The following is a 22,996-nucleotide window of genomic DNA, read 5'->3' as shown; positions in this document are numbered from 1 at the left end:
ATTTTGAAATTTTTACTTTTTTACTTTATTTTCGGTCTTGAACTTTTGCCAAAGCTTCTGCTTGAAACAGGCTGGCGGTCTTTTATACTATTTAATACTTCTTTCGCTTCATCGTTTTTCTCTTTAAATATATTGAATTTTTCACTTTTAAAACTATTTTCTTCTTTGTCAAATACACTGTTTTTTATAAAATACACTCTTTTAGAATCTAAATCACCGCTATAATCAAATTTTTTTTGTGTTTCTGCTTTTATTCCTTTTCCGTCAAATTTTTTTAAAAATGCTTTTAAGTCTTCTTCTGTTAATCGAAGTTCTTTTTTTAGAGTTTTTGTGTCTATTTCATAAGAGAAAGAACAAGTATAGCAGCTTGTTCTGGCTTTTAAATCTTGGTTTGCCTTTACGTAGTTGTCGCAATCGGTATAAAGAACGCTTAAAGGCTCTATTAGATTAATCTTGTCGTAAAACGATAGCTCTTCAAGCATAGAGCCTACTTCATCCTTGCTTCTTAGCCCTTCACTTCCTATTAAATAGTGCATTAAAGTATCTTTTTGGCTTTCCGAAAGCTTTGTTTTTGGCTCTTCAACCTCTGAATACCCAAACATTCTAAGAAGCGACAACCCATAAGCTTTGGCTGCTTGTTTTTTTGCAGACTGCTCTATAATCATATAAAAATTTTCTCTCTCATAGAGATAAGCTTCTGCTTCCTTAGCATTCATACGATAGCTTTGGCTGCTTCTTATAAAATCTTGACCGCTCTCTTTGGCTTCTATAAGTGTCTGCGCTTTTTGAGAAAGAATACTGTCGTCAAGATTTTTTCTAAGTGTTTTTAAAGAGGATTCAGAGAAGCTTATAATGTCGCAGTTGTTAATATTCCAACTTCTTTTTTGTTGCTCGTAAGCTTCTTTATCTTGTGGAGTGTCGATGCTTCTTGAGCTTATAGGAAAAAAATATCCTTTTTTGTGGAAAAAATTACCTATTCTTTCGCCATTATCATAAAGTGCGTAGATTGCGTTTTCCTTATAATCTATATTAGGATTAAAGTCTTCTTTGTTTAGCTCTATCGGCTTGTCAATGCTTTCCATATCGTCCAAGCTTGAATTTACTTCTTGCTTACAATTATCAAGCATCCACTTTGTAAGGTTTGCGATTTGATTAGCATTAACAAGTGTTGCAATATTGCTCATAGCACAATCCCCTATTTTTTCTTAAAATTATAGACTATTTTTACAAAAAAGCAATAAGAAAAAATAAAAAAGTAAGAAAAAATTGCACTTTTTATGTTTTTTTCTAAACAAAAATGCAGAAAATATTGTATAATTTAACAACCAAAAGTTTATAAAAAGCTAATAGAGTGGTGAAAGATGAAAAAATTAAAAGTTCTAACATCCGAATTGGATGAGCTTTTGCATAAAAAATTTGCCTGCGAACAGATAGTTTTTATAAATTATGTTGTCAAGGTCATTCTAGGGTGGTTTGAAAGTCCGGAGCATATAGAGATAAAAACAAAGAATAATTTGATTATTGTCTTTGCTTACGGAGTAAAAGCCTTTATCATTAAAACCACCAAAAAGCAAATTTTAGATAAATTTAGCATTGATAGTGCTACAATCAGCAAAATATTTTTGTCTGAGGGCAACCCGGAAAGCACTATAAAAGACATTGTAAGACACGCTCAAAACATAGCTTCTAGGCAAGATACGGATAGCAACAAAGAGCTTGAAGACTTTTTAAAATTTGCCAAAGACAAGCTAAGCTTAAGCCCTTATGATGTAAGCGTGCTAATCAATCAGTATAAAAAATTGAGCTTCTTGTCAAAAGAAAAAGTTGTAAATTTTAAAAATGAAATTATGGAGTAAATAAGATATGAACGTTAAAAAAGGCTCACTAACTTTTAAATCATTTGAGATGATTGACCTGTTTTTACTAAAAATTTTTGGATATTTTTCAAAAATGAATTTGGAAAAAACAATTAACTACTTTAGCATTAACGGCGATGATAATTCCATTAGCTTGACTCCAAATAACGCCATTAGGCTATATGCCATCAAACTTGAAACAAGAAGCAATAGGACTATTAGGACATATGATTTTGAAGGGTTTTGTAATGATATAAAACACGACAAAGACGGAACTGAGGTTATGCTAAGTTTCGTTAAGCAAAGAAACGTGGAGGCTATATATCTTTTTACTTCAAGCAAAAAAATAGCTCTTGCTATGTCCAAAAAATTTGAAACAAAACTACTTGAATCGTATGAAATACTTAGTGCCTTATATCATATCTTCTTGCTTGATGTTTTTGAAATTAAAGGAAGACGAATTTATAATAAATACAACGATATAAAACACACTCAGGATATAGATTTATTATATAAACAATTCCCATCTCTTATAAGTATTGCTGCTGACAATATGTTACAGAAATACACACCATATCAAATAACAGCCTTTAAAGACAGAGAGGATTTTTCTATAATCAATCTGTTTAGAACGGAGTGGTATGGCGTTTGTCATCTATTTTTTGACTTCTCAAGCAGCAAAGCAAACGGAAGGCTTGCCCTATTAGAGCAGGGAGCAAAGCTTGGCGATTCTAGCTATCTTAAAGAATATAATAGCTTTGTAAATAATCCAGAAAATAAAGAGAGCGTCATACGACTAAGAGAACACTGCTTTATAGGACACGGAATATTTTTTTTAGAGGATAGAGCCGTTACAAGCTCTTTTCAAGATGCTTTAGGAGTGGTCGCCGAAGAGAGATACTACTCTATGGATAAAATTTTGCCAAGAACCTTATTGCTTACTCGTGATATTGATTTTGATATATTAATGGAAAATAAAAATATCGGCAAATACTTCTCCACAAGCCTTTGCAAAGAGTGTCTAAAGGATGTAGAGGATAAAGGCGAAGTAATTTTAAAGCCTGATTTCTTTGGGACTGATATAAACGGTAATTTCTTTAATTTTATGTTTAAAGGTAACTCATCGCCTCACGCTTTAATTTTCGGAACTACGGGAGCCGGAAAATCAGTTGCCGCACTTAAGATGCTAACCCAAATTATCGACTATGATTTTGAAAACAAAGTGGCAAGGGACTTGCATTCTGAGAGAAAGATTAGATATATAAACGTAGGCTACACGGGCGGCAGAATTTTTGAAAATATCAAAAAGAACAGCACCGATAAAAAGATAATAGAGATAATCCCTTCCAGCGTTTCTAACTTAAGATTTAATCTGTTTGATTTTGAGGATATGAATAATCCAACAGAAGAAGAGCAGTCTATGTTTGTCAATTTTATCAACTTAATTTTGGACGTTTCAAGCTCAGACACGGAAAGGACATTAAGCGGAAGCGAGGAAAATGCTTTATGGAATTCCGTCTTAAAAATGATTGCGGAAAAAAGGTATGCAAATCTCTCTTTAGGCGAAATTCAAGGTAGCTATCCTAGAGTATATGATGAAATTATAGAGGAAATTTTAAATATTAAGGATGAAAACGGGCAGCCGAAATTTAGTTTAAGAACAAAGGCTGATGAGCTGCCTTCTGAATATGAAAGGTTTAAAAAGCCTATTTTAGCTGATTTGATAAACACAGTTATTGCCGGTATGAACGATATGAATAAAACATCGCTTGAAAAAACGGTATATCAGACTTTAAAGCAAAAGCTAGAAAACATTAAAAATATAGCTGCTTTTGCGTATTTTAACAACGTTGTGGTAAGAGATAATTATCCTGCATACTATGTAGATTTTGACAAAATCAAAGATGACAGAAAAAGTTTTGTCGCTATCGGTTGGCTACTAATCAAGAATTGGTTTAAATACGATAAAATGCAAGCTTTAAAAGCATTTAACAACAACGAAAGGCGACCTGATAGCTTCTATTTTGTAGAGGAGGCTCACAACTTCTTAAAAATTCCTGTTTTTGAGGACTTGATAAAAACCTTTGCAAAAGAGGTTAGAAAGTATGGCGTTCATCTTGTGCTGATTACTCAAAGCGTGAGCGACATTACACCGGGTTTAGCTGAGTTGTTTAGCACAAAATGCTTCTTGTTTAAAGAGCTGGACAAAGGAAATGCGCAGCAAGGCGTTATAATTGTTAATGGTAATGCAGAACTTGACCCATCAAGTCAGGAAGTTTTTGATAAGATTAAAGACGATGCGGATGATGATAGAACTATCTTTATGATGCACTCAAACGGCGTAAATGCCTTTAAGTTGCCAAGATATAAGCAATATCAAAATCTGTTCTTGCCTTATGATATAGGATAGTGTTATGAAAAAATATCTACTTTTTTTAATAGCAGCTTCGACTCTATTTGGACTAGATGAAGTTGATACCCCACTAAGGGCGCAATATAGAGAGCTTCAGGCAACTAATTGCTATTGCAATAACCCTGCCGGGACTACACTTATTAATAGCTCTCTCATAAAACCTAGTGAAAAGAAAATCAATGAGGAAATTTCTCAAATGATTGTTGATGCTAGAAACGAAGTCTATTATATCAGGGAATTTTGGACTAGAGGGTTAGGTGCTGAAGCTTCACAATTTGCTACTCAACGAGCTATGTATCAATATTTTAACTTTGAGGAAACAAAGCAGCACCACGAATTTGAAAAGAAAAATAGATATAAGTGTGTGGCTTTGGATTTGGAAATCAATGCGATTAGCACTCAAATAGCGGATGCCGAATTGGCTTTGCTTAAGCTAAAAGAAAGTAAATAATGGCATCAATTCTTCTTCAAACCAACAAAATAAACCGCAGTGTTCGTTATTTGGGGCTAGAAGAGAGCCGTTTTAGATTTAAAAGATACACAAAGACAGCGAGGGCTTTATTTTGGCTTAGTTTTTTTTGTGCCTTCTTCTCGCCGTTTGCATCGGTATTTTTCTTTTGTCTTTTGATTTTAAAGACAGGGAATCAACTTTTTGGAGTGTTTTTTAAGAACGAAGCCTATATCAGACAATATAATGCGATATTGCAGCCTCAAACCGCAAATAAAGTAGTTTCTATCATAGGTTATAGGGTTTATGACGAAGAGCTTGACGGGCATTTATCCATCATAAAGTCAGGAGATATTGAGTCATTGTCTGCAAAACAAAAGACAATGGAACAACCACATAATAAACTAAGACACGTTGGAATAGATATGAAAATCGCAAAAACGCATCTTTGCTTAGTGGGAAAAACCGGAGCTGGTAAAACAGAGTGCTTGCGCTCTTTAATGGATGACATTATGAAATTTGGCGGTGGAATAGCCTTTAATGACGGAAAGTCAGATATTAAAATGCTCAACGAAGTTATGATGCAGGCGAAAAGAAATTACAGAGAAACATCCGTCCGGGTTTTAAATTTCTTGAAAGCCGAGAAAAGCGCAGAATCCAATACCTTTAACTTTTTCAACAATCAACACCCAGTAAAGCTTGTTGAATTTTTATCAAGCCTTGCCTTCAAAGAGAGTTCAGAAGGCAATACGGCATATTTCCAAAATCGCGGTAAGGCACTTCTTTTGCCTGTCGTTTCAGCTTTATATACTAGAAATAAGCTTTTGAACGAAGGGCTTGACTCAGAGAAAATCCGTGATAATATGCAAGTTCTAAACGTTTCATTAATTTTTATCACCTTTTACTGTATGTGTCGTGATATAGACGGCATTATTGCGAAAAATAGCAAGGTTGTTGCAATGATTAGCGATAAAAGTATCATAACCGCAAAAACAACTTTCTTTGACAATATAGAAAAGCTGCTTGCGACCATCATTCAAGAGCCTACAAGAAGAATTGATATAGAGCGTGAGCTTGGAATTGAATACGCTTTCATAAAAGACGCTTACACAAACGTTTTTCAAACAATAAAATCCTATCTTGGAAACGTATGGAATAGATTTACCCCTATGCTTGAGAGTGTTTCTCTTGCGGTCTATGGGCAAGGCAGAGCAAATTCAAACGACCTGAAATTTTTTTATACAAAAGACCATAATCAAAATAATTTATATACCTTACAAGATATAAAATTTTTCTACAATAATATCAAAGAAGCATATACCTCAGACGGTAGCAATAACGAAGATAGCGAAAGCAGCAAGCAGACAAAAGAGGCAGCAAAAAGAGCCTTGAAGGACTTTGGGCTAAACACTATTAACGAAAAAAGCTTTAACTCTATTTTACAAGATGCTTTTGCCGGCAAAGATGGTTCTCTTGAAAAGCCACCTGCCGATGCTATTCAACAGCACGCTTACGCACAACAACAGTGGGAGCAGCTTTTTAACGTATTTACGGCATTTAAGCACATAGTAGCCCAGCCAAAAAGCGAGATAGACCCGATAGATGTTATTTCAGACAACCAAATTTTATATACCCTACTTCCTCCGCTTGAGCTTTCAAGAGCGCAGGTTGAGATACTTGGTAAAATTTTAATTATGACAATTAAAAATTTTGCGGGTATGGCTCTTGGCGGCGAATTTATAGGAAGTCATAACACCATAAAGAACATAGCAAAAGACAAATTTACACCAAAGCCATTTACTCTAATATCTCTTGACGAGTATGGAGCTTATCCTGTTGGCGATATCGACACCATCTTAGCTCAAGTGCGCTCTTTGAATATGTCGGTAGCTCTTGGTATTCAAGACTTTGTTTCGCTTAAAACATCAGGAACAGACGAAACAGCCCAAAAAAGAGCTTTGGCGAATACATCAAAGATTATTTTCAAAGTTGCCGATAGAGATGTTATAGAGTGGCTTGAAACTATGATAACAGAGCAAGAGGTAGAAAAAAGCGAATATAAAAGAGATGCGGCAGGCGAGCTAGTGCTTGATACCTCTACGCAATTAGTAAAGGAGAAATTAGTGCCTATCAGAAAAGTTCTTGACGCAGACAACGGATTTTGTTTGATGCTGCTGGGAGCAGAAAATGATAGGGCTGTATGGACACATACTTTCTTTAGAGGCGGTGAAACAGGCAACGTCAAGCTTATTCATACAAACGCCATAAAAGGGCTTAAAAACGACACTATACACAATGCCAAAAAAGGTTTTGATGATTTTAGAATGGAAACACTTGGGGTTGCATAGTGGGAGATTTTGTAGATATAAGAAATTTCAAGAACAATAAAAAGCTTTTTCTCTTCCAAATTTGCCTTATATCTTTTTTTGTATATCCGTTGATATATTATTATTTTGGATATTTTTTAAGGATTGAATCGCCGGATGCTAAATTTCTGATATTAGCTCATTTAATGTTTTTCTCCGGAGCATACTGTGCTTTAATTACCCTCGAACACTATAAGGATGAGCCTATTTATTTCAAAAAGACTATAAGCCTGATTTCTACCATTTTTATTCTTGATTTATTAATCCCGCCTATGTTAAAGCTGGCAAGAGAAATACTTATATTTTCTTTGAGCGTGTTAAGATAATGCGCTTTACACACGAACAAGAGAAAATTTTTAGAGTTTGTTCAGAAATTAATCCGGGTGAAATTGTTGCTATCACTGCGGCGGCAGGCTCAGGCAAAACATCGTCTTTGGTCGAGCTTGCAAAGAGATTGAGAGATAAAAAAATACTCTATTTAGCTTATAATCAAAGTATCGCGGCAGAATCAGTTAGAAAATTCCCGGCAAACACCACAATAAGCACTGTTCATAGTTTGGCGTATAGAGAGCTAAAAATAAAGCCTTCGGAGCTTAAAAACGGGGATTATAACTCTACTGAGATAGTAGAGCTGTTTGAGGTTGATTACAGCTTGGCTGCGGCTGCTTTAGAGTTAATAAATTCATTTGTCAATTCAGACGAAAAGAGCATATATTCGACTAATCAGGATGCGCGTCTTTTAGCTTTAAAAATTTGGCAAAAGATGCTCGACCGAAAAATTTTAATCACCCATTCGGCATATTTAAAAGAGTTTGAGCTACAAAAGAATAGGGAAATTTATGATGATTATGATGTCGTTATGCTTGATGAAGCTCAGGATAGCAACGATGTTACTTTGTCGATATTTTTCAATTTTACAGGAAGTAAAATCCTAGTCGGCGACCCACACCAAGCAATATATGGTTTTAGAGGCAGTGTTAATGCCTTCGATAAATTTGAAGCAGACTATAACTTGGTGCTGTCTGAATGTTTTAGATGTTGCCCTAATATAGTTAAAAAGGCAAACGAGGTGCTTCACGCATTTAAACAAAATCCTATAACCATAACCAGCCGGGTTGTGCCGTTAAGAAAGGATGAGGAGCAAGACCGAATAAAAAGCCGAGCCGTAATTACGAGGACAAACTCAAAAATCATTGAACTTCTGGCTGAAAGTTTAAAAAGTGATATTAACTATGTCCTTGTTAAAAATCCAAACGAAATTTTCAGCCTCACCTTAAATATTGTGCATTTTTTAAAAGGAAATTTAGACAAAATTGATACAACCAGATACGGTTTTTTGCTAGCTTGCAAAAACGAAGACGGCTTAAAGGAAAAGATAGAAAACGATGGCGGAATAGAGCTGAGTAGTGCTTATAGAATCGCCAAAAGATACGGACTTGGGCTTTTTAAGATAAAAAATAAGGCTATTGATAATTTTAAAAACCAAAAAAACCTTGAGGACAAGATATACCTTGCAACCGCTCACTCTTCAAAAGGGCTTGAATTTGACTATGTTGAATTAGAGAGGGATTTCCCGTCCATTAGCAAACTAGCTAGAGAAGGAAAGAGGATTCATAGCGACATAATTGAAGAAGTAAATTTATACTATGTAGCCATCACTAGAGCTAGATATGTGTTGATAGACCGCACTAGAAACGAAGAATTTGGCGGAAAAGGTTAAAAGCAAGCCCTGTTTTTGGTATAATGCAAATAATAAAGCATTTTTTAAGAAAAATCAAAGGATGAAAGAGAAAAATGGATATCGTTGAGTTCTATACCGACTGTATCATATCATTAGCAGGAAACAGCTCTGACCTTACGATAACAAATCTTAGTAAAAACTTCGGAATAACTTACAGAATTGCTACTGTCTGGAAAAACGAAAATATCAACGGAATGGACGGTTGGAAAAATTTTATAGTAGAATTTTTAATGAGATATGATGAGCAAAAACAAAAAGAGCTAGAAAAAAAATACGGGCTTAAAACAACTTCAGAAATTCCAATAGAAAATCTATCGACAATACTCAAAATTCCTTTATCAAAACTTGAAAAATTCAAAAATGACGGACGCTGGACAGGCAAGGCATACGAAACATTTTCAAGGCAACATCCTAGAATTTTATTTTTTCAAAGCTTATTTGTTTATAGGGTATGTGGCAACAATTTTTATCATAATTTTGCAGACTACAAAAAGTATGAGATAGAAAACAATGGAATTGCCGATAGAAAAAATGACTGAAAAAGAGCTTTTGGCTTTTAAGGACAGCATAGATTGGGAAAATTTATTAAGCAAAAGATTTGTTAATGAGATAGTTCTTGAGCAGGTTAAAAATTTAAAGTGGGAGTGGGTCGCTAAAAATCAAGGTATTTCTGTTTTTTTGTTTGAAAGGCTTACTGGAATCAATTATTTTCCATTGAGAGCTAATGAAGACAAAAACAACAGAACTATTGACAATATAGGGCTTGATGACTTTGCTTTGAGGTTGCACTGTGAGGAGATATATTCAATAAATTGGTATCTTTTTGCTGAAAATGCAAGATTAAATTCAGACCATCTAGTTCAATTTTTTATAAATTTTATGCAAAATGGAAGCATATTTAATAAAAAAGTTGTCAATTTGGTAGCTATAAAAGAGGCTTTATTAAAAAACCGGTTTATCCCTAAAGAAAGTAAAGAAGATATTGAAAGACAGATGACTTTTTAGTCATCTGTTGATTGTTAGATTGTAAGAGGACAATTTATCTTTTGTGCTTTTATTCTTAAATCAGCCATTATTAAATTTAGCATTACATCGGAGTTTTCTCTGGCAGTAGTGTCTTTTTCTTCGACAGATACTTTTTCCACATCTATTAAAAACTGAGATATATTATCTTTAAATTCAGCCTTTTCCTTTGGGCTCAAAACCTCTGTTTTTAGTATAAAATCGAGCAGCTTATTGCTTGCACTTTTAATTTTTTCAACCTTCTCAATTCTTGTCAAATTTGTTCTGTTTTCCATCTTGCGCCCCTGTAAAAATATAGTGCAATTATATGGCTTTTTTGTTATAATTGCAACAACCTTATATAAATAGAGAGAATAAAATGATAAAAAAATATATATTTTCATTCTTGATTTTAACTAGCTTTAGTTTTGCTGCAAGTTATGATGCTAGAGAGCCTGATGACGGCAGACCTAAAGTGTCAATACCGGGTTCGGGCGGAGCTACTTGCTGCACCGGAACTATGGCTACAAGCTGCGCAATGGACATTATCGACAGTTACGGCGTTATGACGGATAGAGTCAAGGAAAATTTAGAAAGACTTGAACGAAGATGGAACATAATCTATGACGAATATGTAACAATCAGAAATAAATCAATCCCTATGACTGCAAATACAATAGAGCAAGAAATTATGCAAAGCGAGCGTATAGCTACTGTCTATCAAACCTCTTATGAGGCTGAAAAATACAACAAGCTAGTAGAAACAGAACTTGAGCTTAACAACCTTTCTGGAAGTCTTAAATTTTTAACAAATGAAATTAGCGTATTAAAGGTCAAAGAAGGTAAATAATGTCAAGAAAAGGCGCATATAGTGAAGTAGAATCGCTCAAAAAGGGCAAATATGAAATAAGCCGGGATTATCGCCGCACTGAGCTTCTTTTTGCTGTCGGTTTTACTATCATCATAATGGTCTTCTTCTCAGGCAAACTAATATCAAAAGACCTATTCGTATTCAGCCCTGCGGATTACTTCGGCAAGGATTACAAGGGTGATTTTAACTATGTTGTTTTTTTAATATCCATTTTTAGCTGCTTATTTGTCGCTTGGCTTTTTGTTGGAGCAAAATCTCTTGAAAAGCACCGGGACAAGTTGTGGTTTAAAATTTTAAATTTGCCATTTTGGTTATTTAAACTATTTTTCTATATACCAAAAGACCTTGAACATACTATTGGATTTGAGGCTTGCTACCTAAGAAAGCTTGAAAAGAAGTTTTTTTATCAAGAAATCAAAAAAGAAGACGGCTATTCAAGAGTAAAAGAATTAAGCATATTTTACGACAGAAAATATCTCTTCGGGAAAGAATATGAGAGCATTTTAAGACTTTTTCGTTCAAAAGAGCATTTTGACGATTTATTCTTCATTATAGAGGGTTATCTTACCAAAAGCAAACTGTATGATACGGTTATATATAGACAAAACGATGACATTTTCCCTACTGAATATATACAGCAGCATAACGCAAAAATTGAGCAAAAAGGCGGAAAAGAGGAAGAGAAAATATCCAAAAACCGCGATTATAAATATTTTCAATCATATATGCTCAGAAAAAATCAAAACGGCATTCTTGAAGATAACGTTACACTATCGCTTAATGCCATTAGAATTTATATGGACGATAAAAAAAGAAAATTTAGAAAATTTCTTGAAGAGGAAGCTTTTGAATTTAATAGAGCTTGCACAAATCCAAAAATGGAATTTGCTAAAAGGTTCTATGCTCTAGCCCAAGATGTCCATTTTAGGGAAAAAATAATACAATTTTTAGACAGGGAGGAAGGCAAGAGGGTGTTAAGCCTTCTTGATGATATGTCTTCCAAGTCAAGAGCCAGAACGAAACGCATCAGAGGACAAGGCATACCTAAAGTAGCTATATTTAATGACAAAAAGACTATGGGCTACATTATAGATATGCTTATGGCTGACTTTACTCTTGTTTTGTTCCGTATGGTAATTGGACAGTTTATGAACCTGCCTGCCGGGACTATTGTTGTTAAGCTTGAGAGCTACGATACACGTATGATAATCGAATACTATAAGCAATTTTCAACGATTGAGATAGTCGAGAAAAAGAACGATGGACAATCACGACTTTTTCAATCTGATAACTATGCAAATTTGTTTTTCATCTTATTTGCTAGATTTGTTGATGATAAGCAAAACAATGTCTTTTCAGAGCTTTATTTTAGGTTTAATACCGCAGAATATACAAAGCCTCTTACCTTTGATGAGATAGAGGAGCTGATTGATTCTCGCGGCATAGAAACAGCAATGGATGTTGTGGATAAAATCAACGAAGAGCATAAAGCCGGATTGCAACATACAAACACAGCAGAAGATGCAAGAGCTTCTTATTTGCAAGATTTACAGGCGTAGCAAATAAGTATTGTAATTGATTTTGGTATTATTAAAGTAGTTTTTTAATCAGGAGATGTTAAAATGCGAGAAATTTATAACAATATATCTTTGATACTTATTGTTTTAAGTTTTATATTTTTTATTTGTTATATTGTTTTTTTATTTAAAGCGAATAAAGAGCAGCACTTATCTTGCCTGAATATGAGTTTTGTGGGTATCGCTTGTTTTGTTGTTTCAATAATACTTGGCGTGGTTGGTATTGTGGTATTTAATCCAGAATATAACCATTTTGCTGTTATTATGATATACGCTTATCTTATAGTAGCAACACCAATTTTTTTATTTGCGCTAAAAAAATCTCCTCTATCAAAAAGAAATTTCTTTTTAAAAATATTAAAGCCAAGCAAGTCTTTTATTGCAGGATATGCTCTTGCGCTAATCTCATATAGCACTCTTGCTTATTTTAGTGTCTTCAAGATAAATATTTTTCTAGCAGACACAATATGGAACATTTTATCCGTTGGTTTTTGTATTCTACTTGTAATGGGTTTTCTTTTATCTATTTTTTCAAATGACAAACCTGCTGAAAACAAACTAAGTAATTCTTTGTTTGGTTTTTTAGTAGCCTTTGTAGTAGTAAATTTCTGCTATTTTAGTGTGTTTATTTTTACACCTATAAGCAATAAGTTGTATGTTGCCTATTCACCACTTACAAATTTTATTAGGATAGACAAACTTGAAATAAATACTCAAGCCAACAAACTTAAAGGAGAACCAATAGCATTCTTAGAAAAGAATCTAAACTCCGATAAAGACCCCAAAAAAGTTGTTGAGGATTTTCAAAACAAATACTTCTAAAATATGCTAGGATATACTAGATTTTTTTTAGCAATTTTGGTTGTTTTATCTCATTTTGATATAAAATTTTACGGCTTAGACATTGGCAAATTTGCCGTTTTTTGCTTTTTTACTCTTGCAGGATATGTAAGCGTTAAAATTCTTACTCAAGTATTTTCATTTGATTCAATCTCTTTTGCAAAAGATAGATTTCTTAGAATTTATCCAAGCTATTTTATTACCCTTACCATCTCTTATATTTTTTTTCTTTCAACACAATACGGAAATTTTGACACAAATTTATTAAAAGTGCTGCTGTCGTATATCATTATCCCACTTAACTACGTTGAGTTTATAGACCTGTATCAAATAAAAGTTATAGATGATATTTACTTTGCTTTCCTGCTTCCGCCTTTCTGGAGCTTAGGGGTTGAGATACAAGCCTATATTTTGTTGTGTCTGCTTTTGGTATTCAAGAAGAGAAAAATACTTAGGATTTTTGCCTTTGGTAGTTTTGCCGTTTTTTCTTTGGCAAATTTAGGAGTGTTTGAAAAGGCGTATCTTTTTAATTATATGCTGCTACCGGGAAATTTCTTTACTTTTTATCTAGGAGTGTTGCTCTATGAACGCAACAAAAAAGAGATAGCTATTTTTGTCGGATGCTCTTTGCTGCAAATTTTTTATATTTTTACTTTTGATAAAATTTACGGATTTAGCAGAGAGGCTATTTTTGCAATATTTTTTATACTCAGCATTATCACCCTGAATCAGCATTTTAAATTTAAAGCAAAGTATAATTTTTTGATGGGCAATTTGTCTTACCATATATTTTTAAACCACTTTTTATTCATCTATTTGTCTTATTTTATATTTGGACATTTAGATAAAGTTTTTGTTTTGCTTTTCTCAATAATCACTTCAGCTCTCTTTCTAAAAATTGATAAAATAATAAACAAATATAGAATTATTAAATAAAATATTATAGTTTTTATATTTTTTTATTTATTTTATATACATTTTTATTTATTTTGTGGTTAATTATATATATTGATGTTTTCTGCAAAGTATTTTTAAATAAATTATCATATAAATTATATTAAAATAAATTTTTTTATATATTTTTGTATTTATTTTATATAAATTTACAATATTTTTATATAAAAAGTGAGATGTAGCCCAAAAGTATCAAGAATGTCAAAAAATTATAAAAAATACATCTTTTAAATAAAAAACTGATATTTTTATTTAAATTATCGTATTAAAACATATAAAATATATAATTTCTATATTGTTTTATATAAAACTAATGATAATTTATATAAAAATTAAGTTTTTTACAAGTTTTTTTATGTCATTATTTGAAAAATAAAACAAATCTTATGAAGAGGAGTAAGAAATGAGAACAAACAAATCTTTGTTTTTTGACTTGGCAGAAATTAGAGATACTCTTCTGATTGCAAGAGGGTGTGTTCTTTTTGAAATCAATCAAAAACATCTTGAACTTCTAATAGAAACTATCAACAACTATGAAACGATAGACGTTGAAGTTTTTAATGCCATAAATAAAAACTATAAGATGCCAGAGCAGCTTGCACAAAAAATAAGAAGTGTTTTTATAGAACACACGAGTTCTTTTCTTGGCAAAGAAAAAGAAGCTATGAAGGCAAGAGAGGAAGTTTTTAGCAACGAGTTACTACCTGAACTTATTGCGTTTGTGGATTTTTTCTACGAAATTATAGATGCTCAACAAAGAGCAGCATAAAGAGGTGTAAAATGAATAACAGCTGTATGGTTTGGCTTTGGAATGAGAGAAGTAAAATGTTTAAGGGTGTTATTTGCAGAAAAAACGGAGGATTTAACGAAATAGGTAAAATTCTATTAAAATACTACAACAATCCTTTAAAGATAAAAAAGCTTTTAGACTTAGGCTCTTTAAATGAAGTTGGAACGACAGTAAATGATAGTTTTCCCTATTATGACAATGGCGACAATATAACAATATCTAAGGCAAAAGACTTGGAGAGCATAGGCAAATTTAATGTTGCTAACCACTATTTCTTTGTGGGTGATTGCTGGTTTGTTAAAAAAGGCTTTTTTGTGAAAAAACTTAAAGAGGTCTTGGCTTGATTGACTTTTAGAGAAATAGTAAAAATCAACCCTGCTCTACTACTTGATACGATTCAACACTTCTAAGTCTTGCCGCCAAAGAGTTAAATAAAAGCTCTTCTGTATGGCAGCCGTTTTCATATATGACTTTTATGTGAGCGTTTTTATACCCATTTTCTGAAATAAAAAATTCTCCAACTTCTTGAACATAGAGCATTACGCCTTTAATAATAAAAAAATCGCCTGCTTTTATATCTTGAGAGTTAATTACCGGGATAATTTTTTTGCTTTTGTCCTTTAAATTTTGATGAGTTTCTTTAAACAGTGCGTCAAAGACCGCAAAATCTTTTACTGCCCTACTCACTGCTCTTTGGTCTGGATATTTGTTTTGCTTTTTGGCTGTTTTTAGAATATCTGATGTGTCATAAAGGCTTTCGATTAGCTCTTCTTCAGCATTTAAGACAGGCTCTGATTCTAGCCATTTAAAAGCTTCGTCTAAATTTTTAAATTCTTTTTCTGAGGGATTTTCATTTTTCATAATTTTTGCCCTGCTTTTGTTTATGCGCATTTACGAAATTATCGTCTTGAGAGCCAAAATATTTTTCCAAAACACTTTTGTCTGTCGCCTCAAGGAAAGAATATAAATTCCTTCTATAACCGCCCTCTTTCTTCCATCGAGATAGTGTCATATATGGAATTTTAGTTATTTGGCTTAGTTCTTTCATTGTCATTTTCTTGTCCTTATCTTACCTGTTAGCAAAAAATGCTCTTCATCAATATCTGAGTATTTTTCTTCACTTCTTTTAAACAGGTCAAAGTTTTCAAAGATATTGCCAATAATTTTTACCTTATTAGACCTAACGCCTAAAGAGGTGCTAAAAAAATCAGGGTTTCCGCCCCATTTTATTGAAAATCCATCGGCTTTTATAGACTCATCAGAACTTCCCCAGAATACATAGCCAACAGATTTTCCCTCTTTGATTATATCTCCTGCAAAAATTTCTTGCCCATTTTTATCAAACAATCCTGTTGATAGCATAAGCTCAAATTTCTCATCTGTTTCAGAGAGGGAGTTGAGATAAACAGCCTCATTCTCCCCTAGTCCATCTTCGTAGAGCCTTCCGTTTTCTTTGTTGTTGAAGCAAATTTCATAGTTGCCATTTCCTTGAATTCTAATACCTTCAATGGTTCTCATCATTTTGGCTGTTTTAAGCCAAGCTCTGATGCTCAAATTCATCATTAGTTTCATTTTTTAACCCTTTATATTTAGGATAGGCTTTACGTAGTCTATTGTATTTACAAGCTCTCGTTGCAATTCCATAACTTCAAAAATATCTTTATATGCTCTTGGCGATTCATCTAAGGTGCTGTCGGTGTGATTTGTTACTACTCCTCTCATAAGTTCGTGAAATTCTTGTATATCAAGTTGCGCTCTTGCCTGATTGCGGGATAATACCCTGCCCGCTCCGTGAGAAGAAGAACAAATTGAGGCTTCATTTCCTAGTCCCTCAACAATAAAGCATCCGTCCTTCATATTTCCCGGAATTACTCCCATCATACCCTTTTCTGCGTGAGTCGCTCCCTTTCTATGAATTACAAATCCATCCTTTAATTCTGCGTGGTTGTGATTTCGGTTTATAAATCTATCGGTAGATACCTTGCCAAAAACCGCTTCCATAGACAATAAAACGTTCTTTATCATCTATTCTCTGTTGTCTAATGCAAAATTTAGGGCTTGGTTCATATCGTTTAAATACTCTTGTCCCTCTTTTGAATTTATATCAAATCCAAAATGACCCTCTGTGTTTGTGGATAATCTGGCTCTTACACGGCGATAAATAAATTCTTTCTTGGCTCGTTCGTAGCCCTCTGGATTGTGGTGCATCCACCCGCTATTCTTTGCATCAAATTCTTGCGCGTATCGCTCTTCGTCTGTATTCTTGATTGCAGCCAACTTCATATACTCTTCGGCAATTACCTTTCCAACATTTCTTGAGCCAGAATGGATTATTATATTAATAAAACCTTCTCTATCTTGCCCAAGCTCTATAAAGTGATTGCCACCGCCTAAAGTTCCGAGCTGATACACTCCAACATCTCTAAAGGCTGTTTGTGCAAATTTTGCTATTGGGTTATACTCATTTGGGTATCTCTTTTTGTTTGCGTGTCTTTCTGCACCAACAGGAATTCTTGATAAAATTTCAAGCTTTAAAACTTCTAATTGCTCTGTTTTAAAATCCTTAATAGATGTTCTAATTGCAGACATTCCGCAACCTATATCATAGCCTACATAAGAAGGGAATATCATATCCTTGCTCTTTATCACAGAGCCGATAGGTAAGGTATATCCAGCGTGGGCATCTGGCATTAACGCCCCTGCAACATTGCAAGGTAGCGACATTGCCTTATAGAATTGATTTAAGGCTTCATCCTCAAGCACTTCCGCGAAGATGTTTATATTCTTTTCCATTTTCTGTCCTTTTCAAATAAGATTTTGTTTTGTTTCAATAAAATTATATAGGATTATTGCTTAATGTTTCTTTAATATTTTATCTATTAGATAAAATAATTTATCTATTTGATTATCTATTTGTCTTTTTTGTATATATTTTTATATTATTTTAAGTAAGAATATATTATAATAATTCTAACAAAACAAATCTCACCTTAAAGGACAAAACAATGAAAACACTACTTAGAAAAATAGAGCAAGCTTACACTCTTTATTATAAGGTTGAAAAAAAAGAGATTGAAATTGAAGCTTGCGTAGAAGAGCTTATTGAGAAGATAAATAAGGCTTTAAAGAGTGAAAAACTTGAAAATTTAAGCACAAACACTCTTCAAAGAAGTTCAATTTATAGTATTGATGAAGTTTGGCGAGAGGGATTTCTGGCTCTTGCCTTTGGTGATTGCTCAAGCGATTACTACGTTCAATATATTGTTGAGCTAGAAGGCGGAGGAAACCTTGCCATAACCGTCTTTTTTCCTAAAGAGGCATACACAAAAACAAACAAGGATGCAATTCAAAATGTTTTCAAAAAAGTATATAAAAATTTTATAAAAAAATATACAGAAAGAGCTTAAACAAGTTGGCTATTTTTTTCTAAATTCCCAAGCAGGGACTAAATCCGCCCTGCTCCAAATTCCTATTTTGGCACTTTTTGCTTCTTCTTCAGCCTCAAAATATTTTCTTTCGGAAGCGTATTTTTTATAGACCCAAGCCATACCGCGTTTAACCTGCTCTAAATTGGCTTCTAAACCATCACAAGACACTACCCCTACCGACCTATTGTATTTGTCTTTATCTTTCACTAGAACGCTTGCTATGCGTCCGTAGCACATATCAGATAATGACTTCTTAGAAACATTGCCAAAGTCTTGAGATTTTTCAGGTGCATCTATGCTTGCTAATCTTATTTTGTGTTGCCTTTTGTCTTTGTCTAAAATCGTCAAGGTATCACCATCTGCTATTGAAATCACCTTCCCTGATATTTCATTGTTTCCAAACAAATTAAAAGATATTGCCTGCAAATTGCTTGTTGCTAAAAAAAATAATAATATCAAAAAACTTATGTTTTTAAATTTCATCAAATTTTTATCCTGTTTCTTCTGGTGTTTTTCTCTGGTTCGTCAGCTTTTGTGCTGTGTGTATAAATTTTACTTTTGCCAAATGAGGTAACAAGATTGTCGTTTTTTGATATTTGTCTAATAACCGCACTTGCGTTCATATCTGGATTTGCCATTTTACAAATAGCGTCTATGGCTTCTTTAAGCACATTATCCCTTATGTTTTCTTCTTCTGTGTTTCGTCCGTAGTTGTATGAAATATAATTATCAAAATATTCGCTTAACCCTTCCGAATTGTAATATTTCCCCATATACATCCCTATCGTTTTGTCTTGATTTATAATTTTTAATGCTTCTCGCACATCTTCTGCCTTATCATTAATATTCCCATCGGTTAAAAATATATTAAAGCGAGAATCCTTTATCCATCCTCTAATTTCTCTTTTTGCTACGTGTAAAGCATTGATAAAGGCTTCGTTGTAATGAGTTTTTATTGCAGAAATTCTTTCAAACGGCTTGTCTTTTAGCTTGGACAATTTTACAATGGTGCAGTAATCTTTTTTTGTAATACTTGCGTGAAATACAAGCGCAACATCTATAAATTTTGCATCTTGTAAATTTTTCAATACAGCAATCAAATGCTTTGCCGTATTTAGGGGAAATCCAGACATAGAGCCGCTAAGGTCAAAGAAAAAAGTCAGCTTAACAGGCTCTTTTACCTTGTTTGTTTTTTCTAAAAAGATATTCTCGTAAGTTGGATTAAACGGCAGAGTGTGCAGCTTTCTTTTGTTTAAATTTTTAGAAAATTCGCTACTTTCATCCTCTTCTGTAAATGGAAAATATTTTTTTAGTTCTTGTTTTGCTTTTTGAGTGCAAGACCTCACTATGGACATAGATAGCTCGATGTCGTCTTTTTCTACTGATTTTGCGCTAGGAAGCAGTGAAAAACCTTTGCCTTCTTTTTGTTTTTCTAAATTTGAATCCCTGTTGGTTGTTTTTTTGTCGTGAAATTTACTCTCTTTGTTGTTTTTTGTTAAATTTCCATCTTCATTAATCTTTACGGCAACTTTTTTTATTTCGTCTATAATCTCATCTTGTTCTTCAGGGCTTAAACCGCCAAGAAGGTCGCCCTCGTCAGATAAAATATCTGGAGAATTAATATCTTTTTCCTGAGCATCTTCCTTTTCTTCTATTCTCCAAACATCCTGCTTGCTTTTTTCTTCTTCCATTTTTTCCATAGGGTCTATAAATTCGTCATCATCATCGTCATAATTTTCACCAACTACGCTATCTTCAGGAGCGTCAAAAGCCGATTTTTTCTTCTCGCTGTCAGCCTTTCCTCCGCCTGAAACTTTACCTCTTGCTTGCATCATTGATTTTGTCATTTTTGCTTTAGGATGCCTTTTTTCCATTTCATCTAGGAAGTCTTTTACTATGCTTACTACTTCGTTTATACTGACGGCATCTAAAATTCTTTTAAAAATTTCTTTGACAAATGGATAGTCTGGGCTTTTGTAGTAGTATTTTGGGTCATCGAGTGTTACGCAGACGGGAAAGAAAATATCATATCCTGTCTTGTTTTCTGCTTGAAGCTCAGGCGAAATTTTAAAAAGAGGATTTAATAAAACTTGGTAGTTTTTATCAAAATTCCAAAAACTATTAACTCTTACGTCCTCTGCAATGTTGATTAAAGAAAATGGAACGCTTTGCTTGTCTAATTTCTCTAGGTTTATCAAATTTGAGATAATTATGTGCGCAAGTTCGTGTCTAAAAACAGAAAGGGTCATTTCTCTTGTGAGGGCAAAAGTATCATCTGCTAAATTTATCTTTTTCCCTCTAAAATTTATAAAGCCGTTTCTGTCTAATCTTTTGTTTGAGAAATCTTCCGTAAAGGTTGATACAAAAATTTCATAAACGCTTTTTTGTGGATTGAATCTCGCAAATGATGCGTTTGCATCTAAGGCTTCCAAAATCTTTTGAGTTTCTTTTGGTAGCGTAGTTATATCAAAAAAATACGTAGTAACAGGAAATCCTAAGTTGCTTTTTACTCTCGGGTCGTCAAAAATATTAAAGGCTTCAAGTGCTAAAGCTTTAGCTATATTTGAAGTGGCTAGCTGACTTCTTCTTGTTGATGCAACAGCTTCTGTTAAGTTCATATCAAATCTTCATAGTGGTTTTTTTAGCTGGAGTAGAATCTATTTTGTTATCTTCTTCCTGCTTGGTTATTTTTATGCTGCCCCCTTCATCAAATTTCATTTCAGGAAGTGTCAGTATGGACATTATGTGGGCTGCTGAATCTTTGCCTAAATTTGTTTTTATATTGTATTTTGCTGCAACCTGAGCAAACTTTTTTGCGTGCTTGTCTATGTTTTCGCAAAAAATATCCATTTCTGCTGCTTCTTCGCTATCAGGACATCCCCTAACTCCCAATATTTGAGCAGAATATCTCTTAAATCCATCAATCACATCCTCAATATTGCTTGAAATATTAAAAATATGAGTGATTAGTCTTGGATTCATAGTAGGAGATGATAATACGCTAGTTTTATAATCAGGCTCTTTGCTTGTGTCGTATTCGGGCTTAAGCAGCTCGCCTTTGTTTTGTAAATCAAAAATGTGCTTTACTAGATTGATTGTTTCATTGACAACTTCTTTAACGGCAGCACCATCTGGGCTTATGGCATCTAACTTTTTAAATAGCTCAGATTTGATGCCAAATCTGCGAATAGCTATATTTTCTTTCATTTCGTCATAGGAAATTCCATCAACTCTAACAACAGAAAATCTGTCCCATTCTGCATTGCTAATATTTGCATCGTTGTCATTGCCGGTTATGGCTAATTTAAAGTGATTTTCGTTAATGGCATAAGGGACTGCCTCACTGATTAGCTTTAGGTTTTTAGAATTTAATGATGCCCTAATCTCCTCTGCTTTTTCTTGGCTTATTAAAGGTAGCACAAGACCTTCGGCAACGCTTTTTACTAGCTGATTTGCGTATATGTTCTTGTTTTTTATCGTATCATCTTCGCCGGCTGATACAAATTTCGTCTTTTCTGTCCTTTCGTTGGTTATACTTGATAAAAATAGCTCTTTTTGTCTGTTTGTCATCTTATTAACATCCACAAAAACAGAGTCGTTTTTTACTGAAATTGCGCTATCATCAATCGTATATAGTCCATCGCAGCGTTCCCCTACTTCAAACATCACAACGGTTCTTTTGTAGGCTTTGTCATCAATTTTTATATCTATTCCGTCTTTTCCCGCTATGGTAAGAAAATTTCTAGGAGTTACCGAATCAAAGTGCATAAAGCCATTAACAGGCATAATCGCTGATTTTAAAGCCGTAAAAAGCTTTGGGTTATCAGCCATTTCGTCAAACACAACAGCTGCGCCGCCACCATTGTATAAAATGTCTTTAAAAATAGTCAGTAAAACGCCGTTGTCATAAACTAATTGCGTATTTCCCGTTTTTGGGTTTTGAGCAATGGTCGTTTGTTTCATAAGGTCAGCTAGCGTCATTTGAGGATTTATCGGAATCAGCTTTGTGTGTCTGTAAAATTTTAACTTTTCGCCTTCTTCTTTAGATAAATTATACCTCTGAGAAAGCTCTTCGGGATTTTTTGAGTTGATACTTGAGAATATATTTTTAAGGCTAGTTGTCTTACCATATCCGGGAAGTCCCATAAGGGCTAGAGGTTTTTCATTGCTGCCTATAATTGCCCTGATAATTGATTTTTCCACCTCTCTTGATTTGCCCTTTTTATTAGCCAGACAGAAATCGTTGATTTTGTTGAAAAGAGCAGGATTTTGTTTTTGAATCATACTTATTATTGTGTCTTTTCCATTTGAGAGATAATTTCTCATATCGTCTTTGATGGATTTAGGAATTGAAGTGTCGATTGATATATCAAAATACATCTCAGACGAATCCCTAGCGGACTTTGGGTCAAGGCAGAAAAACGCCGTGTATTTGCTTGTTTCAGGAAGGCTTGGGTCAGGTATGTAGTCTATTATGACAGGGACTCCTATGAGGTAGCTTTTTTTATCAAGCTGTATTCGTCCTATGGTTGAAAAGTCATTTGTTGATGAAATTTTTAAAAGCGCACTGCTCATTTTTAGCCTTTCTTTGTTTTTTTAAAATTATACTTTTTTTATTGAAAAATTAATAAAAAAAATGATGTTTTTGCATAAATTCTTTACTTTTTTATTTTTTTTAGTTAATTTTATATAGTTTTTAATTTTATATTA

General features: G+C 33.5%; 22 protein-coding genes and 1 pseudogene. 14 read left to right on the top strand and 9 right to left on the bottom strand.

Annotated elements, in window-relative coordinates; all coding sequences use genetic code 11:
• Positions 1 to 20: 20 nt before the first annotated feature.
• A complete protein-coding gene (locus CDOM16188_RS03460) occupies positions 21 to 1,184 on the bottom strand; it encodes a hypothetical protein (protein ID WP_172198890.1) in 1,164 nt (387 codons plus the stop codon).
• A gap of 177 nt (positions 1,185 to 1,361) precedes the next feature.
• Between CDOM16188_RS03460 and CDOM16188_RS03455 the strand changes: the two genes are divergently transcribed.
• The 7 genes from CDOM16188_RS03455 (at position 1,362) to CDOM16188_RS03425 (ending at position 9,829) form a co-directional block, all read left to right on the top strand.
• Positions 1,362 to 1,856, top strand: coding sequence for a hypothetical protein (locus CDOM16188_RS03455; RefSeq protein ID WP_172198887.1), 495 nt, complete (start codon positions 1,362 to 1,364; stop codon positions 1,854 to 1,856).
• 7 nt (positions 1,857 to 1,863) lie between these two features.
• Entirely contained in the window at positions 1,864 to 4,266 is a 2,403-nt protein-coding gene (locus CDOM16188_RS03450) for an ATP-binding protein (protein WP_172198884.1), read from the top strand.
• 4 nt (positions 4,267 to 4,270) lie between these two features.
• On the top strand, positions 4,271 to 4,720 hold the full coding sequence (locus tag CDOM16188_RS03445; protein ID WP_172198881.1) for a hypothetical protein: 450 nt from the start codon (positions 4,271 to 4,273) through the stop codon (positions 4,718 to 4,720).
• Positions 4,720 to 7,065 (top strand): type IV secretion system DNA-binding domain-containing protein, encoded by a 2,346-nt coding sequence (locus CDOM16188_RS03440; RefSeq protein WP_172198878.1) that lies wholly within the window; start codon positions 4,720 to 4,722, stop codon positions 7,063 to 7,065. Before CDOM16188_RS03445 ends, CDOM16188_RS03440 begins: the two co-directional genes overlap by 1 nt.
• A gap of 343 nt (positions 7,066 to 7,408) precedes the next feature.
• Complete coding sequence (locus CDOM16188_RS03435) at positions 7,409 to 8,803, top strand: UvrD-helicase domain-containing protein (protein WP_172198862.1); 1,395 nt, start codon at positions 7,409 to 7,411, stop codon at positions 8,801 to 8,803.
• Positions 8,804 to 8,877: 74 nt separating this feature from the next.
• Positions 8,878 to 9,363, top strand: coding sequence for a hypothetical protein (locus CDOM16188_RS03430; RefSeq protein ID WP_172198860.1), 486 nt, complete (start codon positions 8,878 to 8,880; stop codon positions 9,361 to 9,363).
• Complete coding sequence (locus tag CDOM16188_RS03425; protein WP_172198858.1) at positions 9,335 to 9,829, top strand: hypothetical protein; 495 nt, start codon at positions 9,335 to 9,337, stop codon at positions 9,827 to 9,829. Before CDOM16188_RS03430 ends, CDOM16188_RS03425 begins: the two co-directional genes overlap by 29 nt.
• A gap of 14 nt (positions 9,830 to 9,843) precedes the next feature.
• Here the strand turns inward: CDOM16188_RS03425 and CDOM16188_RS03420 are convergent, their stop codons facing one another.
• Complete coding sequence (locus CDOM16188_RS03420) at positions 9,844 to 10,122, bottom strand: hypothetical protein (RefSeq protein WP_172198856.1); 279 nt, start codon at positions 10,120 to 10,122, stop codon at positions 9,844 to 9,846.
• 83 nt (positions 10,123 to 10,205) lie between these two features.
• Here CDOM16188_RS03420 and CDOM16188_RS03415 point away from each other — a divergent pair, with 83 nt between their 5' ends.
• The 6 genes from CDOM16188_RS03415 (at position 10,206) to CDOM16188_RS03390 (ending at position 15,202) form a co-directional block, all read left to right on the top strand.
• On the top strand, positions 10,206 to 10,676 hold the full coding sequence (locus tag CDOM16188_RS03415; protein ID WP_172198854.1) for a hypothetical protein: 471 nt from the start codon (positions 10,206 to 10,208) through the stop codon (positions 10,674 to 10,676).
• Entirely contained in the window at positions 10,676 to 12,256 is a 1,581-nt protein-coding gene (locus tag CDOM16188_RS03410) for a hypothetical protein (protein ID WP_172198852.1), read from the top strand. Before CDOM16188_RS03415 ends, CDOM16188_RS03410 begins: the two co-directional genes overlap by 1 nt.
• A gap of 63 nt (positions 12,257 to 12,319) precedes the next feature.
• The gene (locus CDOM16188_RS03405) at positions 12,320 to 13,096 is read left to right on the top strand and encodes a hypothetical protein (RefSeq protein ID WP_172198850.1); all 777 of its coding nucleotides are present in this window, start codon (positions 12,320 to 12,322) and stop codon (positions 13,094 to 13,096) included.
• Positions 13,097 to 13,099: 3 nt separating this feature from the next.
• Positions 13,100 to 14,050, top strand: coding sequence for an acyltransferase (locus CDOM16188_RS03400; protein ID WP_301538602.1), 951 nt, complete (start codon positions 13,100 to 13,102; stop codon positions 14,048 to 14,050).
• A 421-nt stretch (positions 14,051 to 14,471) separates the two neighbouring features.
• A complete protein-coding gene (locus CDOM16188_RS03395; RefSeq protein ID WP_172198846.1) occupies positions 14,472 to 14,837 on the top strand; it encodes a hypothetical protein in 366 nt (121 codons plus the stop codon).
• Positions 14,838 to 14,848: 11 nt separating this feature from the next.
• Complete coding sequence (locus CDOM16188_RS03390; RefSeq protein ID WP_172198844.1) at positions 14,849 to 15,202, top strand: hypothetical protein; 354 nt, start codon at positions 14,849 to 14,851, stop codon at positions 15,200 to 15,202.
• 25 nt (positions 15,203 to 15,227) lie between these two features.
• On the opposite strand, the gene CDOM16188_RS03385 is transcribed toward CDOM16188_RS03390, so the two are convergent.
• From CDOM16188_RS03385 to CDOM16188_RS11265, 4 genes and pseudogenes are all read right to left on the bottom strand, one after another.
• Positions 15,228 to 15,719 (bottom strand): hypothetical protein, encoded by a 492-nt coding sequence (locus tag CDOM16188_RS03385; protein WP_172198841.1) that lies wholly within the window; start codon positions 15,717 to 15,719, stop codon positions 15,228 to 15,230.
• Positions 15,709 to 15,906: a hypothetical protein gene (locus tag CDOM16188_RS03380; protein ID WP_253908122.1), complete on the bottom strand. Its 198-nt coding sequence runs from the start codon at positions 15,904 to 15,906 to the stop codon at positions 15,709 to 15,711. Before CDOM16188_RS03380 ends, CDOM16188_RS03385 begins: the two co-directional genes overlap by 11 nt.
• Before the next feature lie 2 nt (positions 15,907 to 15,908).
• On the bottom strand, positions 15,909 to 16,430 hold the full coding sequence (locus CDOM16188_RS03375; RefSeq protein WP_172198835.1) for a YopX family protein: 522 nt from the start codon (positions 16,428 to 16,430) through the stop codon (positions 15,909 to 15,911).
• A 3-nt stretch (positions 16,431 to 16,433) separates the two neighbouring features.
• A pseudogene (locus CDOM16188_RS11265) lies at positions 16,434 to 17,582 on the bottom strand (RtcB family protein).
• Between the two features lie 281 nt (positions 17,583 to 17,863).
• Between CDOM16188_RS11265 and CDOM16188_RS03360 the strand changes: the two are divergent.
• Complete coding sequence (locus CDOM16188_RS03360) at positions 17,864 to 18,265, top strand: hypothetical protein (protein ID WP_172198802.1); 402 nt, start codon at positions 17,864 to 17,866, stop codon at positions 18,263 to 18,265.
• Positions 18,266 to 18,274: 9 nt separating this feature from the next.
• On the opposite strand, the gene CDOM16188_RS03355 is transcribed toward CDOM16188_RS03360, so the two are convergent.
• From CDOM16188_RS03355 to CDOM16188_RS03345, 3 genes are read right to left on the bottom strand one after another with little or no spacing between them, the layout of a single operon-like run.
• Positions 18,275 to 18,769 (bottom strand): thermonuclease family protein, encoded by a 495-nt coding sequence (locus CDOM16188_RS03355; RefSeq protein ID WP_172198799.1) that lies wholly within the window; start codon positions 18,767 to 18,769, stop codon positions 18,275 to 18,277.
• The gene (locus tag CDOM16188_RS03350; RefSeq protein WP_172198796.1) at positions 18,769 to 20,904 is read right to left on the bottom strand and encodes a vWA domain-containing protein; all 2,136 of its coding nucleotides are present in this window, start codon (positions 20,902 to 20,904) and stop codon (positions 18,769 to 18,771) included. Before CDOM16188_RS03350 ends, CDOM16188_RS03355 begins: the two co-directional genes overlap by 1 nt.
• Position 20,905: 1 nt before the next feature.
• Positions 20,906 to 22,861: a hypothetical protein gene (locus CDOM16188_RS03345; protein WP_172198793.1), complete on the bottom strand. Its 1,956-nt coding sequence runs from the start codon at positions 22,859 to 22,861 to the stop codon at positions 20,906 to 20,908.
• Between the last annotated feature and the right edge of the window lie 135 nt (positions 22,862 to 22,996).

Origin of the sequence: Campylobacter sp. RM16188, assembly GCF_012978795.1 — a bacterium.
In the GTDB taxonomy this organism is placed as follows: Bacteria; Campylobacterota; Campylobacteria; order Campylobacterales; family Campylobacteraceae; genus Campylobacter_A; species Campylobacter_A canis.
Note: the sequence above shows the minus strand (reverse complement) of the source record. Positions and strands in the feature narration are given on the sequence as shown.

Coding starts and splice junctions, on each gene's coding strand:
- CDOM16188_RS03410 (WP_172198852.1), top strand. CDS start 10,676: ATGTCAAGAAAAGGCGCATATAGTGAAGTAGAATCGCTCAAAAAGGGC.
- CDOM16188_RS03450 (WP_172198884.1), top strand. CDS start 1,864: ATGAACGTTAAAAAAGGCTCACTAACTTTTAAATCATTTGAGATGATT.
- CDOM16188_RS03460 (WP_172198890.1), bottom strand. CDS start 1,184: ATGAGCAATATTGCAACACTTGTTAATGCTAATCAAATCGCAAACCTT.
- CDOM16188_RS03400 (WP_301538602.1), top strand. CDS start 13,100: ATGCTAGGATATACTAGATTTTTTTTAGCAATTTTGGTTGTTTTATCT.
- CDOM16188_RS03445 (WP_172198881.1), top strand. CDS start 4,271: ATGAAAAAATATCTACTTTTTTTAATAGCAGCTTCGACTCTATTTGGA.
- CDOM16188_RS03455 (WP_172198887.1), top strand. CDS start 1,362: ATGAAAAAATTAAAAGTTCTAACATCCGAATTGGATGAGCTTTTGCAT.
- CDOM16188_RS03405 (WP_172198850.1), top strand. CDS start 12,320: ATGCGAGAAATTTATAACAATATATCTTTGATACTTATTGTTTTAAGT.
- CDOM16188_RS03385 (WP_172198841.1), bottom strand. CDS start 15,719: ATGAAAAATGAAAATCCCTCAGAAAAAGAATTTAAAAATTTAGACGAA.
- CDOM16188_RS03440 (WP_172198878.1), top strand. CDS start 4,720: ATGGCATCAATTCTTCTTCAAACCAACAAAATAAACCGCAGTGTTCGT.
- CDOM16188_RS03350 (WP_172198796.1), bottom strand. CDS start 20,904: ATGAACTTAACAGAAGCTGTTGCATCAACAAGAAGAAGTCAGCTAGCC.
- CDOM16188_RS03345 (WP_172198793.1), bottom strand. CDS start 22,861: ATGAGCAGTGCGCTTTTAAAAATTTCATCAACAAATGACTTTTCAACC.
- CDOM16188_RS03420 (WP_172198856.1), bottom strand. CDS start 10,122: ATGGAAAACAGAACAAATTTGACAAGAATTGAGAAGGTTGAAAAAATT.
- CDOM16188_RS03380 (WP_253908122.1), bottom strand. CDS start 15,906: ATGAAAGAACTAAGCCAAATAACTAAAATTCCATATATGACACTATCT.
- CDOM16188_RS03430 (WP_172198860.1), top strand. CDS start 8,878: ATGGATATCGTTGAGTTCTATACCGACTGTATCATATCATTAGCAGGA.
- CDOM16188_RS03415 (WP_172198854.1), top strand. CDS start 10,206: ATGATAAAAAAATATATATTTTCATTCTTGATTTTAACTAGCTTTAGT.
- CDOM16188_RS03395 (WP_172198846.1), top strand. CDS start 14,472: ATGAGAACAAACAAATCTTTGTTTTTTGACTTGGCAGAAATTAGAGAT.
- CDOM16188_RS03435 (WP_172198862.1), top strand. CDS start 7,409: ATGCGCTTTACACACGAACAAGAGAAAATTTTTAGAGTTTGTTCAGAA.
- CDOM16188_RS03360 (WP_172198802.1), top strand. CDS start 17,864: ATGAAAACACTACTTAGAAAAATAGAGCAAGCTTACACTCTTTATTAT.
- CDOM16188_RS03390 (WP_172198844.1), top strand. CDS start 14,849: ATGAATAACAGCTGTATGGTTTGGCTTTGGAATGAGAGAAGTAAAATG.
- CDOM16188_RS03375 (WP_172198835.1), bottom strand. CDS start 16,430: ATGAAACTAATGATGAATTTGAGCATCAGAGCTTGGCTTAAAACAGCC.
- CDOM16188_RS03425 (WP_172198858.1), top strand. CDS start 9,335: ATGGAATTGCCGATAGAAAAAATGACTGAAAAAGAGCTTTTGGCTTTT.
- CDOM16188_RS03355 (WP_172198799.1), bottom strand. CDS start 18,769: ATGAAATTTAAAAACATAAGTTTTTTGATATTATTATTTTTTTTAGCA.